This is a genomic window from Stakelama pacifica (genome assembly GCF_004361835.1).
In the GTDB taxonomy this organism is placed as follows: domain Bacteria; phylum Pseudomonadota; class Alphaproteobacteria; order Sphingomonadales; family Sphingomonadaceae; genus Sphingomonas; species Sphingomonas pacifica.
Genome location: NZ_SNWD01000002.1, coordinates 64,546 through 80,274 on the forward strand (window position 1 = coordinate 64,546; position 15,729 = coordinate 80,274).

19 protein-coding genes and 1 pseudogene are annotated in these 15,729 nt (G+C 67.2%); 1 reads left to right on the forward strand and 19 read right to left on the reverse strand.

Annotated elements, in window-relative coordinates:
* Positions 1-248: 248 nt before the first annotated feature.
* The 16 genes and pseudogenes from EV664_RS03475 to EV664_RS03550 form a co-directional block, all read right to left on the reverse strand.
* Entirely contained in the window at positions 249-1,355 is a 1,107-nt protein-coding gene (locus tag EV664_RS03475; protein WP_133494315.1) for an OmpA family protein, read from the reverse strand.
* A gap of 110 nt (positions 1,356-1,465) precedes the next feature.
* Positions 1,466-1,972, reverse strand: coding sequence for a DUF2793 domain-containing protein (locus EV664_RS03480; RefSeq protein ID WP_133494316.1), 507 nt, complete (start codon positions 1,970-1,972; stop codon positions 1,466-1,468).
* Positions 1,969-4,116 (reverse strand): GTA baseplate fiber-binding domain-containing protein, encoded by a 2,148-nt coding sequence (locus EV664_RS03485; RefSeq protein WP_133494317.1) that lies wholly within the window; start codon positions 4,114-4,116, stop codon positions 1,969-1,971. Before EV664_RS03485 ends, EV664_RS03480 begins: the two co-directional genes overlap by 4 nt.
* A 22-nt stretch (positions 4,117-4,138) precedes the next feature.
* Positions 4,139-4,522, reverse strand: a pseudogene (locus tag EV664_RS19750) (peptidoglycan endopeptidase); the annotation flags it as partial.
* Positions 4,519-5,325: a DUF2163 domain-containing protein gene (locus tag EV664_RS03495; protein WP_133494318.1), complete on the reverse strand. Its 807-nt coding sequence runs from the start codon at positions 5,323-5,325 to the stop codon at positions 4,519-4,521. The pseudogene EV664_RS19750 and the gene EV664_RS03495, both read right to left, overlap by 4 nt.
* A gap of 2 nt (positions 5,326-5,327) precedes the next feature.
* Complete coding sequence (locus EV664_RS03500) at positions 5,328-7,619, reverse strand: DUF2460 domain-containing protein (protein WP_133494319.1); 2,292 nt, start codon at positions 7,617-7,619, stop codon at positions 5,328-5,330.
* A complete protein-coding gene (locus EV664_RS03505; protein WP_133494320.1) occupies positions 7,619-8,188 on the reverse strand; it encodes a tail tape measure protein in 570 nt (189 codons plus the stop codon). The genes EV664_RS03500 and EV664_RS03505 overlap by 1 nt, the downstream gene beginning before the upstream one ends.
* Positions 8,181-8,378 (reverse strand): phage tail assembly chaperone, encoded by a 198-nt coding sequence (locus EV664_RS03510; protein WP_133494321.1) that lies wholly within the window; start codon positions 8,376-8,378, stop codon positions 8,181-8,183. The genes EV664_RS03505 and EV664_RS03510 overlap by 8 nt, the downstream gene beginning before the upstream one ends.
* A complete protein-coding gene (locus tag EV664_RS03515; RefSeq protein ID WP_133494322.1) occupies positions 8,375-8,683 on the reverse strand; it encodes a gene transfer agent family protein in 309 nt (102 codons plus the stop codon). The genes EV664_RS03510 and EV664_RS03515 overlap by 4 nt, the downstream gene beginning before the upstream one ends.
* Positions 8,680-9,087, reverse strand: a complete 408-nt coding sequence (locus EV664_RS03520; protein ID WP_133494323.1) for a phage major tail protein, TP901-1 family — start codon at positions 9,085-9,087, stop codon at positions 8,680-8,682. Before EV664_RS03520 ends, EV664_RS03515 begins: the two co-directional genes overlap by 4 nt.
* Before the next feature lie 17 nt (positions 9,088-9,104).
* A complete protein-coding gene (locus EV664_RS03525; protein ID WP_162848766.1) occupies positions 9,105-9,500 on the reverse strand; it encodes a DUF3168 domain-containing protein in 396 nt (131 codons plus the stop codon).
* Positions 9,497-9,700 (reverse strand): hypothetical protein, encoded by a 204-nt coding sequence (locus EV664_RS03530; RefSeq protein WP_133494325.1) that lies wholly within the window; start codon positions 9,698-9,700, stop codon positions 9,497-9,499. Before EV664_RS03530 ends, EV664_RS03525 begins: the two co-directional genes overlap by 4 nt.
* 1 nt (position 9,701) lies before the next feature.
* Positions 9,702-10,268, reverse strand: a complete 567-nt coding sequence (locus EV664_RS03535) for a head-tail connector protein (RefSeq protein ID WP_133494326.1) — start codon at positions 10,266-10,268, stop codon at positions 9,702-9,704.
* A gap of 70 nt (positions 10,269-10,338) precedes the next feature.
* Complete coding sequence (locus EV664_RS03540) at positions 10,339-11,400, reverse strand: phage major capsid protein (protein ID WP_133494327.1); 1,062 nt, start codon at positions 11,398-11,400, stop codon at positions 10,339-10,341.
* A complete protein-coding gene (locus tag EV664_RS03545; protein ID WP_133494328.1) occupies positions 11,397-11,795 on the reverse strand; it encodes an HK97 family phage prohead protease in 399 nt (132 codons plus the stop codon). Before EV664_RS03545 ends, EV664_RS03540 begins: the two co-directional genes overlap by 4 nt.
* Positions 11,792-12,100, reverse strand: coding sequence for a DUF6127 family protein (locus tag EV664_RS03550; RefSeq protein WP_133494329.1), 309 nt, complete (start codon positions 12,098-12,100; stop codon positions 11,792-11,794). Before EV664_RS03550 ends, EV664_RS03545 begins: the two co-directional genes overlap by 4 nt.
* Positions 12,101-12,148: 48 nt before the next feature.
* Here EV664_RS03550 and EV664_RS03555 point away from each other — a divergent pair, with 48 nt between their 5' ends.
* Entirely contained in the window at positions 12,149-12,331 is a 183-nt protein-coding gene (locus EV664_RS03555; protein WP_133494330.1) for a hypothetical protein, read from the forward strand.
* 113 nt (positions 12,332-12,444) lie between these two features.
* On the opposite strand, the gene EV664_RS03560 is transcribed toward EV664_RS03555, so the two are convergent.
* From EV664_RS03560 to EV664_RS03570, 3 genes are all read right to left on the reverse strand, one after another.
* Entirely contained in the window at positions 12,445-13,566 is a 1,122-nt protein-coding gene (locus EV664_RS03560; RefSeq protein WP_133494331.1) for a phage portal protein, read from the reverse strand.
* A 399-nt stretch (positions 13,567-13,965) separates the two neighbouring features.
* Positions 13,966-14,637 carry a spermidine synthase gene (locus EV664_RS03565; RefSeq protein ID WP_133494332.1) on the reverse strand — a complete coding sequence of 224 codons (672 nt, stop codon included), beginning with the start codon at positions 14,635-14,637 and terminating at the stop codon, positions 13,966-13,968.
* Entirely contained in the window at positions 14,634-15,386 is a 753-nt protein-coding gene (locus EV664_RS03570; protein WP_133494333.1) for an NRDE family protein, read from the reverse strand. The genes EV664_RS03565 and EV664_RS03570 overlap by 4 nt, the downstream gene beginning before the upstream one ends.
* Positions 15,387-15,729 lie beyond the last annotated feature (343 nt).

Genomic DNA, 15,729 nt, shown 5'->3' on the forward strand with positions numbered 1-15,729 from the left:
CTTGTAGCATGTTTCAGGAAGCCGCGACTGACTGACCCGGTCGGGTAACACACAGGGTTGCTGCACCCGTGCGCAGCTCGCGTTCACGATAGTACCGCAGCTGCGGATCATTCGGCTGCGATATAGGCCGCAAACGGCTTGCCATCCGCTCGGCCCGGGAACAGCGACACCATCGCCCTTCCCGACACAAAGAAAAAGGGAGGCCGGCAAGCCGACCTCCCCAATTCTTTGATCCAGAGGATCCTGGCTTACATGCCCGAACCCGGACCGTAGGAAATTTCCACACGGCGGTTCTGGAGTTCGCGCACACCGTCAGCCGTCTGAACGCGAAGATTGGTTTCACCAAATGCTTCGGTCGAAACGACGCTGTCGGGGATACCGCGCTGCGTCATATACGCCTTGACCGCTTCGGCACGACGCTGGGACAGGCCCATATTGTACTTCGCGGAACCCGACGTATCGGTGTAACCGGCCAGCATCACCTGCGCATTGCCGCAATCCTGATATGCCGAGATGGCGTTGTCGAGGATGCTTGCTGCTTCAGGCGTGATGTCCGCCTTATCCCATCCGAAGAACACGATATACGGTCCCGGGGTGCACACAACCGGTTCCGGCTCAGGTGCCGGCGGCGGCGGGGGAGGAGGCGGCGGGGGCGGCGGCGGGGGCGGCGGGGGCGGAGGCGTCGGCGCACCGAAGTTATACGTTACGCCGCCCATCAGGCTGTGCGAACGATATTTGCCTTCGAACGAACGACCGGCCGAATCGACAAAGTCCGCGTCCAGCGTCGAGAAGAAGCGATACTTCAGCGACACGTCCATGTGATCGGTGACCGGCGCATAGATGCCGGCGATGCCCTGATAGGCGAACACCGTGTCGGAATCGTCGAGGAACTGACCAGCCGCGACTGCGTAGTTGTTCGCCTTTACGCGAGCAACACCCGCACCGCCGCCGACAAAGCCGCCGACCGAGCCGTCTTCACCACCGAAGTCGAGAAGGCCGTTGACCATGAAGCTGAGCGCGCTGGTGCTGCCGCCGGCGTCATACACGCCTGCCGGAGCGCCGAGCGTCGTGGTGCTCGAGGTGAAGCTGTCGACGCTGGCGCGCTTATAGCCCACTTCCGCTTCAAGGCGGAACTTGCCGAGATCGTAGCCGACGACGCCGTCGGTGTCCCAGCCGTAATTGCTGTCAACCGTGGCGGTGCCAAGGTTGGTGCCAGCATTGCTGATGTCGAAATCAATGTCTTCGACCAGCGTCGCACCACCATCAATGCCCACATACCACGAATTATCGCGGGCGAGGGCGGGAGTGCTTAGCGCGGTCGTAGCGAGCGCCACAGTAGCGACTAGCTTGCGCATCTTAATCCCCTTTCAAAGTGTCCTACGGACAGCGCAAACTCCCTAACTAAGGGTTGGTTTCCACGCAAGCCGACAATTCATGCATCTGTGGCGCAAAAGCCACACTAATTTCAATCAATCAGGCCATGGCTCCGAAGCGCGCCCAAAATAGCGGAAATCGCCGCTCTCGCTTCGCTATCGATCGTATCGCCGCGGTCCGGTTCCGCGATGGCCCCCTGTCGCGCGCCGACCACCTGAATGCCGTCAATCGTCACGCCGGTGCCCCGCAAATCGCCGACTCGCCAGCCACCGTTGCGATAGAATGCCATGCAGTCATGCTGGCGTGACCAGATGCACATTCCCGGCCTCGGCGCGATGAAGCGCCAGCCGCCTCCGGTCCATCCCGCGATCATACCCGCATGTCCCGCCCATTCGCCGCTCGCATCGGCACCTGCCACCCACATATCGCCTTCGGCGCGTTCGGCGGGAGGAGCAGCGGCGCCGATCTCCAGAACGATCGGCTGCACATGCATATCGAGCAGGGTAAGGGCTTCGTTGTGGAACAGCTCCTTTTGCGCCTGTCCGGCCCAGAGCAGCGGCAAATTCAGCCGGGCGGTATGATCTTCGCTGACGCTCATTGCTTGTCCTCCTCCTTCAAAGATACCGGCGGCGATCGTCCCCAATCGCCCGCTTGCTGCACCATGGCGTTCGCGTTCCAGCCCCGCGCGCCCGCATAGCGCGGTTCGGAAAGCGCAAGGACGCGCCCGCCATCGCCGGGATCGAACAGATAAGATTCCGCTGCTTCGCCCAGCGGCGTCTCCGCGCCGTCGATCCAGAGCCAGCCGCTCCGGCTCCGCCGCACCCAGCTGAGCGCTGCCGTCCCGCCCTCGCGCGTCTCGCGAAAATGTACCGGTGACGGCGGAACGACTGATCGCCCATCAATCGCGACACGCGCTTCGGGTCCCTGCGCCGGATCGTCATCGGTCCCGATCGCACGAATGCGGATTTCGCCGCCGATCCGCGCGACGGAAACTGCATGTATTAGCATCGTGTCGCGGTCGATCAGCGTGAACCGATCCCCCGCCGCCATCCCGGCGCGATGCCGCTCGGTTCCCCGCAATCCGCGCCGCAGCCCGGAAAGGCGCCAGCGCCGCTCGCCCACCGGCGCAGCCTCGGCAAATTGCAGCAATTCCTCGCCCGCCAGCGCCAGATTGGCGCCGCCGTCCAGCCGCTGCGCATCGGCATTGTTCAGTGTCATCCAGCCTGCGAACAGCTCGACCTCGATATGGTTGTGCCGATCCTCGATCAGCGCGCTCGCGCTCGGCGCGGGCGTTACGATCCGGCCTATGACCGCCGCCGGCGCGCTGTTGCCCAGCGGCTGCCAGGACGCGCCGCCATCGCTGGTGAGCATCAGCGCCGCCTGACGCCAGCCCTTGCCCGCACCGCATGCAGCGATCCCGATACGCGGCGAATCCCAGCTCGTATCGTTGAGCAGCGGCAGTTCGAACGCGGTTACATAGCTTATCCCTATCCGTTCGTCCGGCGCGGGCAGAACCCGCCCGACGCTCGCCCCGCCCGGCAGCGCCCCGCTCGTCACCCGGCGCAGGTCGAGCGTCACGACCATCGCCTCGAACGTCCATCCCGCGACGCGCCAGATGCCCGCCTCGCCCGCAATGCGCACGCACGCCCCCGGGCCCACCGGCAGCTGTGCCCAGTCGAGCGTAACCCGCCGACGCTCCCGCGCCGCCCGGGCTGCGGCAAGGCTCTGTTCGGCCATCGCCTTTGCCGCCACGGCGCGCATCGCGGCGGGAAGCGCCTGTTTGCGCTCGCTCCCCGAGCCTTGCGAAACGGCGCGTTGCAGCCCCGCCTGATAATCGCGTTCGGGATCGTAATAAGCCAGCGCCACCGCCGACGGCAGCGACAGCGTATCGGCGATCCTGCGCGATTTGACGCCCCCGCCCTCATGCTGCGCCCGCGCCCCGCTATCCGCAATCGTCAGCGGCTCCGCATTCCCGTTAGCCAGCACGATCCGCCCGGTATCCGGAGCAGCCCAGCATCCGCTCGCTTCGGCCAGCTGTTCGACCACTGCGCGGACATCCTCGCCATAAGCGCAATAGCCGGTCAGCTTCGTACCCGCCTCGCCCGTCACCAGACCCTGGCTGCTATCGGCCAGCACCGCGCCGATATCGACCTCGCCAGCATCCGCGACGATTTCGAATGTCAGCGACGGGATGCGGTTGCCGAATGGTTCCAGCGCCATATCCTCGAACACCGCATAAGCGCAGCCGCGATGTGCGGGCGTCACCCCCGCCCCTTCCGCTGCGACGATCAGCGGATCGGGCACCTGATCCTCGCCGCCCGAATGCAAACGAAAGCCGGTGTGCATCTTGAAGTCGCCCGCCGCGCCGCGCAGCAGCTTTCCGTCGGCCCAGATGCGCCCCACCGACTGCACTGCCCGCGCCGACAACAGCACCGCAAAGGACGCGCTATAGCTGTAGCGCGTCACTTTCGGCGCGCCCTTGCCGCCTGACGTGGAGCGATGCTCGATCAGATCGGTCGACCAGATCACCGTGCCCGCCACGCGCATCGTGCCGTACAGGCGCGGTATCGCGCTGCCATAAGAGGATGTCTGCACCGCCAGTTCGGTCAGCCGTGGCCCCTCGCGCCTTTCGGCAGGGAACAGCACCGACCGGTCGATCGTCCGCCCCAGCGCTGCCCCGATCCCGGCACCCAGCGGCCCGCCGATCGCCCCGCCCGCGACTGTCAGCATCAGCGTCGCCATCGCTCTTCTCCCCGCTCGTCACTCGCCAATATCCCTCGACCGGCCAGGGCGGATCGCCCGGCCGGAACACCACTTTGCGCAGCATCGCATCGGCATGGACCAGCCCGCCGGGCACCAGCACCGCCAGATGGATCTGCCCCGGCCCGGCCATCGCGACGAGAACATCGCCGGACGCCGGCACCTCCACGCGCTTCAGCCCGGCGCGCATCAGCGCTGCCTCCGCCTTGCCCCTGTCCCCGCTGCGCAAGCCATAGCCGGTCGCAACCGGTCCTAGCCGATCGCTCCCCAGCGCCGCCGCGGCCAGCCCCACACAATCCAGCCCGAACGCCGGATCGCGCCCATGCAGCCGGAACCGCACGCCGATCATCGCCATCGCCGCCTCAGCGGCACGCTCCCCCGGAGTCATTCGCCCGGATAGCGCGTCAGCAGGTCGATCCCCGGCAGATACGGCTCTCCGCGAAAATTCCCTGCATTGGCAAAGCGCTCCGCACAGGTCGAAAGCTGTTTGTCACACCCCTCGACCAGCTCGACCAGCGCGCCTTCCCCCGCAAAGCGCGGCGGGCTGCGCAGCGTGACGGTCGCGCCGTCCGACACCGCAATCGCATCGCGCAGCCCGCTATTGCCGCCGCTCATCCAGCGCAGCATGCCGCAGCCATAGGCATTGGCGACCGGCTCGGCCCGATCGATCCCCAGCACCGCGCCTTCCACCGCAACCACCCGCGCAAAGCGCCGCCGCCCCGCCATCGCCACCCGGCACCGCGCATCGCCCAGCATCGCGCGGCATCCGGGTGAGGTCACTTCGTTCACCGGCAGGTCGAGCGCCGCCGCAATCCCGCGCAGCTCCGCAGTAAAGCCCTGATCCTCCATCGCCACATCGCTGATCGTCCCGCTGGCCAGCACCAGCGGCTCGCTGCCCGTCTCCCAGTCGCAGGCGAACAGCGTCACTGTCGCCCCTTCCCAGCGCCCGGCGAGCAGATCGGCCTCGCTGATCGCATCGCTGCACATCGCGCCGGCAATCTCGACATTGTCAGGCGCAAAATCGGCGCTCCGCTCGATCGCCGAGGGCACCATCCCCGGCGACGCGCGATAGCGAAGGCCATCGATCATCAGATCGCGATCATGCGCGGTCAGCCCGATCGCTACCCCGTCGCGCCGCTCGATCCGCCAGCAAAAGGTCATGGCGGTCAGCGACCCCTCTAACCACGCCATGCTCATGCCTCGCGAACCTCGATCAGCGGCACCGATGACGCCACCCCTGCCAGAAACGTCGCGCGCGCAACGCTCAGCCGGTCCTCGGCAAAGCGCACCGGCACATCGAAGGAGAAGCCCGCAGTTACCACCGCACCGTGCGCGGGCGCTTCGTCCAGCTCGACCCAGCCGCCCTCGGCCAGCGTGAAATTCGCTGTCTCCACCCCCGCCACCGCCACGCGAACGCTGCCCGCCACCGGCCGGGTGATCCGCCGCTCGCTCTCGCCATGCCGCTTCACCAGCGCAAAGCGGACGCTCTCGCCGTCGCCCGTCCCGATCCGCTGATCGGTCGCCGCACCTTCGGGGCCGGAGCGGTGATCGAACGGATCGCGCAACCGGAACCCCCGTGCCGGGCCCATCCGCGCGCGATAGAAATCGATCAGCGTCGCGATATCGCTTTCGGATCGCACCCCCGGTCCGACATCATAGCGACCCCGTGCCGCTGCCCAGTCGGCATTGCGCTTCTCATATCCGCCCGCGCTGGTGACGATCGCGGTCGATACTTCGGTCGTCACTTCGGCCTCGCTGCCCAGCGCAATCGGGAACAGCACATCGTCAAAAGCCTGCACCGCCGCCTCCTCGTCAAAATGAATGAAACCGTCGCGCATCACCTGCGGCAGTGCCCAGACGAACGTCGCCGCCACCCCGCGTGCCTGCCCGCGCAGCGCCGCTGCATGAATCGCATCCCATTGCCCGCGATCCTCGGGGCGAAGCACGAACCCCGCAAAATAATGCTGCTCGTCCGCCGGATAGCCCAGCCGCGCCGCGACTCGCGCAATCGCCCGCGCGCTCGCCGCTTCATTGCCCGCCTGCGCCCAGTCATAATCTTCGAGCTGCAGGATATCGAAGGCAGGCCGTGCCCAGCCGACCGGCAGGTTCATCCGCTGCACCTCCGGCGCGCGCGCATCGAGCACCGTCGGCAGATAGGCGAGCAACATCACCACCGCCCCCGGCGCCGCCGCCCTTACCGCATCGCGCAGCGCCAGCGTCGACGCCGCCAGCACTGCCCCTGCCTGATCGAGCAAATCGCGCTGCGCCTCCGAAAGCGCCCCGCGCACGTTCGCGATCGCCACCGGCGCCCCACCGAACGCGTCTTTCGCTGCCGCATCGTACAGGCAGGGCCGCCCATCGGGCATCACCCACCACCAGGGCTCGCCGATCTGAAATTGGACGGCCAGCCCGGCCTCAGCTGCGATCCCGACGAACGCCGCCGCCACGCTGCGCAAATATCCCATCGCCCCGTCATGCGCGGGCGACAGCAGGGTCGATGGCGGCTCCCATCCGGTCAGCGCCGGCGACCCATCGCTCGCCCGCTGCTTCCAGTCGTTCCAGCAATGCGCGTCGAACAATTCGTAGGAAAGCGACCAGATCACCCCGAACCCAAGTGCCTTTGCACAGGCCGCAAAATCGCGATGCCATGCAGCACACGGGGCGTTCAGCGTCCCGCCCTTCAGGCTGACATACAGCCCGCCCGAAACCTGCTCGAGCCGGAAATAATGGCTCATCCCGACATAATGGACGATATCGCCGCGATAGCCGAGGTGCAGGATGTTACGCAGCACCCGCGCCGGGGTCAGGTGATAGCTGTCGTCATAGCCGTTCGCGATCCCCAGCCGATGTTCGGGCACGATCGCGTCGCCGATCGCGATGACGCTGCCCGATCCTTCGCAAACGATCTCGCTCAGTTCCGCCCAGCCCTCGCCCGGCGCGGCGAGCATCGCGTCGCTGCCGTCATAATCGGGCGGCACCAGCGACACGAACATCCGGTCGACATCGCCCGCCCAGACCGGATCGGCCTCATCGGGAAGCAAAAACCCCCCGGAAAGCTCGCCGAAATCGAGCCGGACCCGCGCATCTTCGGGCGCGCCGTGCGCATAATTCCACAGCCGCACATACCATGCGCGCGGCGCACCCGCGGCATCGCGCCCCTCGATCGTCAGCACCGGCCCGTTGACCGCATCCAGGGCGCGCACCCCCGACGATCGCCAGCGAAACGACAGCACGCACCGCCGATAATCGCGATCCGTCGCATAGCGCAGCAACGGATGATCGTACGCATCCTCCGACGCCCAGATCAACCCGGCCAGATCATCGCGCCGGTAAAAGGCGCACGTCACCCGCAGCGAATCGTGCGCCTCTGCCGTCACCGCCGCCATCATCGGCCTTGGAAAATTCACCGTCCAGAATCGCGGATCGAACCGCTTGATCGCATCGGCATCCTGCCCGCGCCGCGCCTCGGCAAGCCAATATCCCATTACCCCGCCTCCGCCAGCGCGGCCTTCACCGCGCGCGCCACCTGCCGCCCTGACCGGGCGAGCGCCTGCGGCGCATCGCCTCCGGCCGCATTGATATTGATCGACACGCGCACCTCACGCGGCCCGCCTGCCGCCTGCGGCACTACGTTTCCGCTCGTCGTCGGCACGAACAATTCGGGTCCGCGCTCACCGACCAGATAGGGCCGCGCCGGGCTGACCGGTCCGCCCGTCGCCCGCCCCGGCAGCCCGACCAGCGCGCTCAGCAGCGCTCCCGCCGACGGTGCAGCGCTGCCCTCGCCGCCGCCGCCCAGCAACGCCGCGATACCCCCCTCAATCGCCTTGGCCGCAATCGTGTCGAGCACCGCGACCGCGACCTTTTCCAGCTCCTCGAACCCCAGCTTTCCGCTGCGGATCGCCCGGATGAGCGTCGTTTCGACCGAGCGCTCGGCGCGCTGCACCCCGGCCGCGAACGGTCCCTCCATTTCCTGCCGCATCGAATCCACATCGCGCGAAAAGCCGCGCGTATCGGCGCGAACGCTGACCATCAGCCGTTCGATTTCCTCATCCATCGGGATCTGCCTCCATCATCCGGGCGATCAGCACGCTATCGGCGGGCTCCGCCTCGTCGCCCCGCGCCGCGATCAGCAACGCGGCAAACTCCGCCGGGGTGGCGCGCCAGAACTGATCGGGCGACCAGCCGAACCAGAGCCCGGCCGCCCCGGCCAGCCGCCCGGCACGCCGCGCGAACGTTTCGCTCACCGCCCCGCCAATATCTGTTGCAGCAGCATGCGCAGCGCCGGGCTCGCCGCCGCCAGCCCGCCCGCCGTCACAGCCTCACCGAACGCCTCGCGGCTCAGCCCCTCGGGCACCGCGACCAGACAATGCCAGAACAGCCCGACCATCTCGCCCAGCGCCAGCCGACCCGCCACCGCCCGCTCGACCAGCGCGAATAGCGGCCCCAGCTCCCCCTCCGCCGCGACCAGCGCCGCAAAGCTGGGGCGCAGCAGCAACATCTCGCCCCCGACCCGAATCTGCGCCTCGCCGCGCTCTGGATTGGCGCTCATGCGCTCACCACCGGGCCGGAGCTTTCCAGCGCCAGCGTATAGGTCCGCTCGCCATTATGATCGCCGGCATAGTCCAGCCGGGTAATCAGGAACCGCCCGGTCATCGTCTCGCCGCCCTCGAAGCTCAGCCGATAGTCGTCGATCTGCCCCGAAAGCGCGTTATTCCGCAGCCGCGTCTCAGCCTCCGACCCGGTAAACACGCCAGCCCCCGACACGCTGACCGACCGGATCCCCGCACCCGACAGCAATTCGCGCCACCCGCCCGAATCCTTCGACGTGATCGCGACCATCTCGCCATTCACCGAAAGCTGCGTCGTGCGCAGCCCCGCCATCGTGCGATAGGTCGGCGCCGCCGCGCCGTCGCCGATCTTCAACAGAAATGCGCTGCCCTTTTCGACTGCCATTGCCTTGCCTCCCTTGTTCAGTTGCTGCGCAGCATGCCCACGCGAAATTCGATAAGGGCACTCCAGTGCCGCTCGCCCTGCCGCACGATCCGGCTGCGCGTCAGGGTCAGCGCCGCGATCCGCCAGCCCTCACCCAGCGCGGACGGCAGTGCACCGATCGCCGCCTCCGCCCGCTCCGCCAGCCCGCGCAGCCGTTCGGGCCGCTCGCCCGCATCATGGATCACCACGCTCACCCGCCCGTCGCGCCCCGCCATGTCCTTGGTCGACCAGTCGGAAAGCTGCGCTTCCTCGACCAGCGCATAGGGCATGGCGGAGCGCAGCGGCGGCGCATCGAACACCGCCGTCACCTCCGCCCCGATCGCATCGGCCAGCGCCGCCGCAACCGCGCGGCGCAGCGCCTCGCCCCCACTCATGCCGCCCATCCCGCGATCCAGCGCCACCGCGCATCGTTGATCCATCGCCGCCACAATCCCCGTCCGGTCAGCACGACGCCGTCATCGGTCACCTCGACGCCGATCCCCGGCACATCGACCGAACCAGCGATCCGCTTCGCCTCGGCCCGGGCCGCCTCACGCGCCAGCACCTGCCCGCGCGCCTCCAGTCGTTCGAACATCCTATCCTCCCACCGCTGCGCGAAACGCTTGCGGAGCGGCCAGCCGCATCCGCCGAAAGGGCCGCCACAGCGCCGTCACGGCGGCGGGCGGCGGATCATCCGCGCTGCGCTCATCCGAAAGATGCGCGATCAGCAGCACGACTCCCTGCCGGATGGCGTGCGGAAGATGCTCCCAGTCCGGCGACAGCCCGGCGCTGAACGTCACCTGCACCCGCCCGGCAATGCCCGGCGCGATCACCCGCACCCAGCCCTCACCGCGCGCGTCCACATCCACTGCATAGGCACCGACCGGCAGCGCGAACGCCGCCCCTTCGGCTGGCAGTCCCGCCACCTGGGTGACCGCAGCAACCGGCGCAGTGGGCAGCGGCATCCATTCGCCGGTCACCGGCAGCACCGCGACATGCTCGCGCAGCATCAGCGCCTGCCCGGTAAACGCCTCGGCGAGGCTCAGCGCAGCGCCCGCAATTGCCTCGATCCGCGCCTGATTGACGCTGCTTCCATCGCGAAGATAGACGGCGGCTGCATCGCGCGCAGCCGCGATCGCCGCCGCCGGAAAAGGTGGCTGCATCGATTTTCTCCATTTCGGTTGGTGGGAAGGAACGGGGGGCGCCCGTTTTCACAAAGCGCCCCGGCACCCCTCAGTTCGCGGCGAACTTCATCAGCTTGATCGCCTCCGAATTGCTCACCATCCCGCCGACACGCTTGGTGGCATAGAAATGGACGAACGGTTTGTTGCTGTACGGATCGCGCAGAATCTGCGTCGCGCTGCGCTCGGCGATCAGATAGCCCGCCCTGAAATTGCCGAACGCGATTGCCGGCTGGTCGGGCGCGATATCGGGCATATCCTCGGCCTCGACCACCGGATAGCCGAGCAATGTAGCGGGCTGCCCCGATGCCAGCGACGGCTGCCACAGAAATGCACCGTCCGCCGTTTTCAGCTTGCGGACATGCGCCAGCGTCGCCGAATTCATCACGAACACCGCCCCCTGCCGGTACGGCGCGCGCAGCGACTGAACCAGATCGATCAGCAGTTCGTCGGGCTCCTCGCCAAACGCACCATCCGCCCCGCTCGGCACATATTGCAGCGTGCCAAAGGCGCGGGTTGCGTCCCCGGTGCGCGCCATGGCGGCGTTCAGGAACCCGCTCGGCCGATTGATGCCATTGCCCGCAACGAACGCCGCCCCTTCGGCCCGCGCAAAGTCGCTCGCAATCTCCCCCGCCAGCCAGCTTTCGACATCGAATGCCGCATCGTCGAGCATCGCCTGACTCGCCGCCGGATTGGCGTAAAGCTCACCCATCGGCGGCGCGATCTCGTTGAACACCGGGCTTGCCGTTTCGGGCCGTGCATCGCCCTCGCCGGTCCAGCCCGACGGCGTACCGCCGCTCGTCACCAGCTTGCGATAGCCTGCGCTGCCCACCTTCACGACATTGGCGATGCTGCGGATCGGCGAAATATCGGCCAGCGTCCGGTCGATCATCGCATCGATTTCCTGCGGCACGGCATAGCCGCCCGCACCGTCGCTCACCCCCGACATCGCCTTCAGCTCGACCGCACCACTGCCCGACCGCAAAAACCCGCCGAACAGCTCCGCCCCCGGCGCGGTGCTACCCATCAGCATCGGTCGCGCACCCGGCACGCCCGCTTTCTCCTGCCCCGCAAAGGTCATGCTCAGCGCATCGCCCGTAATCTGTGTCGTCATGCTATTTTCTCCTCTTCAACCACCACTGCGTGAACCCGGGCGAGCCGCTGCATCGGCTGCGCCACTAGGCTGACCTCAATCAGATCCAGCGCCGTTAGTTCACGATATGTTCTTTGGCGTGCCGCCCTGACGCGATATCCGAAGGACAGGCCCGTCACCCCGCCACCAGCCACCAGCCGCGCCAGCGCCGGATCAGCGATCCTTCCGGTCACGCGAAGCCCGCGCGCATCCTCACCGATCAGCGCAACCTCGCCCACCGGCGCACCGCTATGCTGCCACAACAGCGGCACGCCCTCGCGCACCGCACCCGCTCCGAATGCGCCTTTGCGCACCACATCGCCGCCCCGGTCGGGGCAATCGAAGATCGCGGCATAGCCCGCGAACCGCACGCTCATTTCACCCATTCGGAAAAGCCCGTCCGCACGGCGAGGCCGATCAGCACCAGCGCCAGCCCCAGCCGCACCAGCCAACCGATCGCCGCCTTCAGCGCCGATTTCTTGGCGTCGCGCCATGCCGCCAGCAATTGCCGCAGCTCGCCCATGTCCCTTGCCGCCTGCGGATCATCCAGCCCCATATGTTTCAGCGCACGCATCGCGCCCAGTTCGCCCGCCTCCTCGACGATCGCGCGCAGCGTCACCCGCGCCGCGCCTGCCGCCTCTGCCTGTTCGATCAGGTGCGTCAGCACCGGTTCGTTGCTCATCGCTCATCTCCCTTGCCCTCAGCGCATCGCCTGGCCTACCGGAGCGCCATGCGCCCCTCGACCGGTCGAATCCTGTTCATGTTCGTGGCACTGCTCGCCGCGCTGCTCGTATTTCTGTGGTGGTCCGACATCATTCTGGTGAAAAAGTGCGAGGCCCATGGCGGCGTCTGGGACGCCGAAGCCCGCGTCTGCCGAATCGCGCTCCCCCCGATTCACGGCACCTGGACGTAACGCCTCACCGTCATTGCGAGCGAAGCGAAGCAATCCAGAGCGGCGTCCGTGTCGCTGGATCGCCACGTCGCTACGCGCCTCGCGATTACGCCCTGGCCATCGCCCCGCGCGCCTCAACCCGCCTGCCCAATCCCCAGCATCGCCCGCTTCTCCTCATCCGACAGAAACCCCGCCGCGCTCACCTGCGCCCATAGCCTTTCGCGATCCTCGGCCAGCGCCGCCACCCGGTCGAGATCGACCGACAGCGCCGCCCCCGGTATCCATCCGGCCAGCATCTGTTCCAGCGCCGACAATATTTTCCCCGTCAGCGGCAGGATCGCCTGCCGCCACAGCGCGCGGTTCGCCTCGCGATAATTGGCATAGGTGCTGTCGCCGGGCAGCCCGAGCAGCATCGGCGGCACGCCAAAGGCCAGCGCAATCTCGCGCGCCGCACTCGCCTTCAGCCCGACAAAATCCATATCGGCGGGCGACAGGCTCATCGCCTGCCATTTCAGCCCGCCTTCCAGCAGCATCGGGCGCCCCGCATTGGCCGCGCCCGCAAAGGCCGCCTGCATCTCCGCATTCAGCCGCTCGAATTGCTCAGGGGACAGCGACGCTCCATCGCCCGATTCGTACGTCAGCGCCCCGCTTGGCCGCGCGGCATTGTCGAGCAGCGCCTTGTTCCATTTCGCCGCCGCATTGTGGATCGCGACCGCCCCCGCCGCCGCGCCCAGACACCCCAGCCCATAATGGTCATCGACCGGATGGAAGCTGCGGATATGCGCCACCTGCGGCCGCCCGCCCGCATCCTCTGCGGCAAGCCGCGTCATCCGCTCCCCCACCCGATAGCGATAGGCGACGGGCCACCCTTGCGCATCCGGCTCGACGCTCACCCGTTCGGGACGCAGCGCGAACAATTCGCCGACGCCGCCCGCCCCGTCCGCAATCGCCTGCACATAGCCATTGCCGTGCAGCAGCAGATGCGACGCCAGCCTCTCCATCAGCCCCTGCCCGCCAGACGTCGCCCCGATCAGCGCCGCCAGCTCCGGCGAAGACGCAGCAACCGGCGCGGCCCCCACCCCTTCGGCAACCAGCCGAACCGCCCGCTGCGCCACCGCATTGCCCAGATACGCATCGCGCACCTGCGCCTCATAGCTGCGCGGCCATTCCCCGATCACCGGCACCCCGGCACTGACACGCGACAACACCGGACGCGACTCCTCGCGCCCGGCCGATTTTCGGCCGAACCATTTCATACCCATCTCCGAAAAAGCCCCATCAGGGAAAATCAGCGAGTGCCCCTCACCCGCTCAGCCCGGAGGCGTCGCCCGCTCCGACCGCCCCATCTCCACGCAGCCACAGCGCCGCACGCCAGCGGCCCCGGCCCGCGCCGGGGCGACGCACAATGTTAACGGCTTATGTGCACAGCGATTCCCAAAAATCGTCGCCCCGGCGCAGGCCGGGGCCGCCATCGTCTGCCACCACGCCCCACCCAAAACCGTCATTGCGAGCGCAAGCGAAGCAATCCAGAGCAGCACGCACCACACTGGATTGCCGCGCGGCTACGCCGCTCGCAATGACGACTTATGCTTTTCTGAGGTCGGACCGCGCCGAACCGCCGGTTCCGAGCGAAGTCGAGAACCCTGCCCCAGCCGCTACCCCTTGCGCGCCAGCCAGATCACATGCCGCGGCCCCTTGCCGTTGCTGCGCGCCCGCACCGCGACTTCCTCCACCGCAAACCCCGCCTCACGCACCCGCCGCGCAAAGGCAGGATCGGGCGCCGCCGACCACACGGCCAGCACCCCGCCAGGCTTCAGCGCTGCCTTCGCCCGCGCCAGCCCGGCATGCGAATACAGCCCGTCATTGCCCTCACGCACAATCCCGTCCGGCCCGTTATCGACATCGAGCAGGATCGCGTCATACGCCCCCCGCTCCGCCGCAATCACCGCACCGACATCGCGGATCACCACCGACACGCGCGGATCGTCCAGACACCCGGCCGCAAGCTCCGCCATCGGCCCGCGCGCCCATTCGATAATCTTGGGCACCAGCTCAGCAACGACCAGCTCGACCTCGCCCCCAGTCACGGCCAGCGCCTTGCGCAGCGTAAAGCCCATGCCGTACCCGCCGATCAGCCAGCGCTGCGCACCCCGCTCCGCCAGCCGCTCGGCAGTCAGCGTCGACAGCGCTTCTTCCGACCCGCTCATCCGGCTGTTCATCAATTCGTTGCGCTCGAGCACGATCATATAATCGTCGCCCCGGCGGAACAGGCGAAGCGGCTCGCCGCCCGGCACCTGCGCCGTATCGATCAGCTCGCGCGGCGTCATGGCGCGACCTCGGGCCACAGAAATTCGACTTCGCTGTCGCCCACCGCATTGCCTTTCGCATCGAAACGCCGCTCGGCGATCACGCCATGTCCTTCGGCATCCACCGTCACCACGGTCGAACAGCGTGTGCCATAGCGCGGATTGCGGATGAAGATCGGCGATCCCTCCGGCTCATCCCTGTCCCCGCCATATCCCGTCATCCCGCGCGGAGGCTCTTCATCGGCCAGCGCCGCAAACAGCGTTTCGCGCTCGCCCGTCCCGCGCTCGATCCATTCGGCCACCGCGCGTTCCAGCTTCTTCGTCTTGGGCCAGGGCTTGTCCATCACCCCGTTCGACAGGCCATGCATCCCCGGCCCCAATGGCCGCACCAGCCCCTCGGGCCGATTGGTCATGAAGTTCACCTGATCGCCATCGATCGCGATCAGGTTGAACGGATTATAGGCTTCCGGCAGTGCGCTGACGATCGCCGCGCTCCCCCGCCGCAACATATCGCTGACCAGCGCCCCGCGCGACAATTTGTGCCGGTCCGGCGGTCCGGCGCGCACATTGGTCACGACCGCAAAGCGCCCGCCTTCCGCAACGCCAAGCCAGGTTCCCCCGCCCAGCACGTCGCGGCCGCCAATCACCCGCAGCGCATCCTCCCACCGCGCCAGCGGCAGCGCCGCCCGGTCATGAAACTCATCCCGATTGCCTGCGACAACCAGCCGCCACTGCGGACTCGCCCGCCACGCCAAAGCCAAAACACACATTAGGGTCGAATTTTCTCCGTTTGCGAATCAAGGTTTTCTCGTTATGTTCAATCTGCTCAGATTGATACCGGGCGTCGTGAAATCCTTAGATGCCGAACCTCGCTGGTGCGAAGCGCGGTGAGTGCTCTCATGATGATCGTCTGCAAGAAAACGAAGTCTGGGCGGTACCATAGAGAAGGAGGTGCGCAATGCTCGCGCTCGTTCCGAATTACCAGGCCGGCCCACAGCCGTCTTGGGAATGGTATCATTTGGACGTTCGAAGTAGACCAGTAGCGAAATCGGTTGAGCCGTTCCCCTCTAAGGGTGCCGCACGTCGCGATTATTATATCCGGTTTACCTCTTC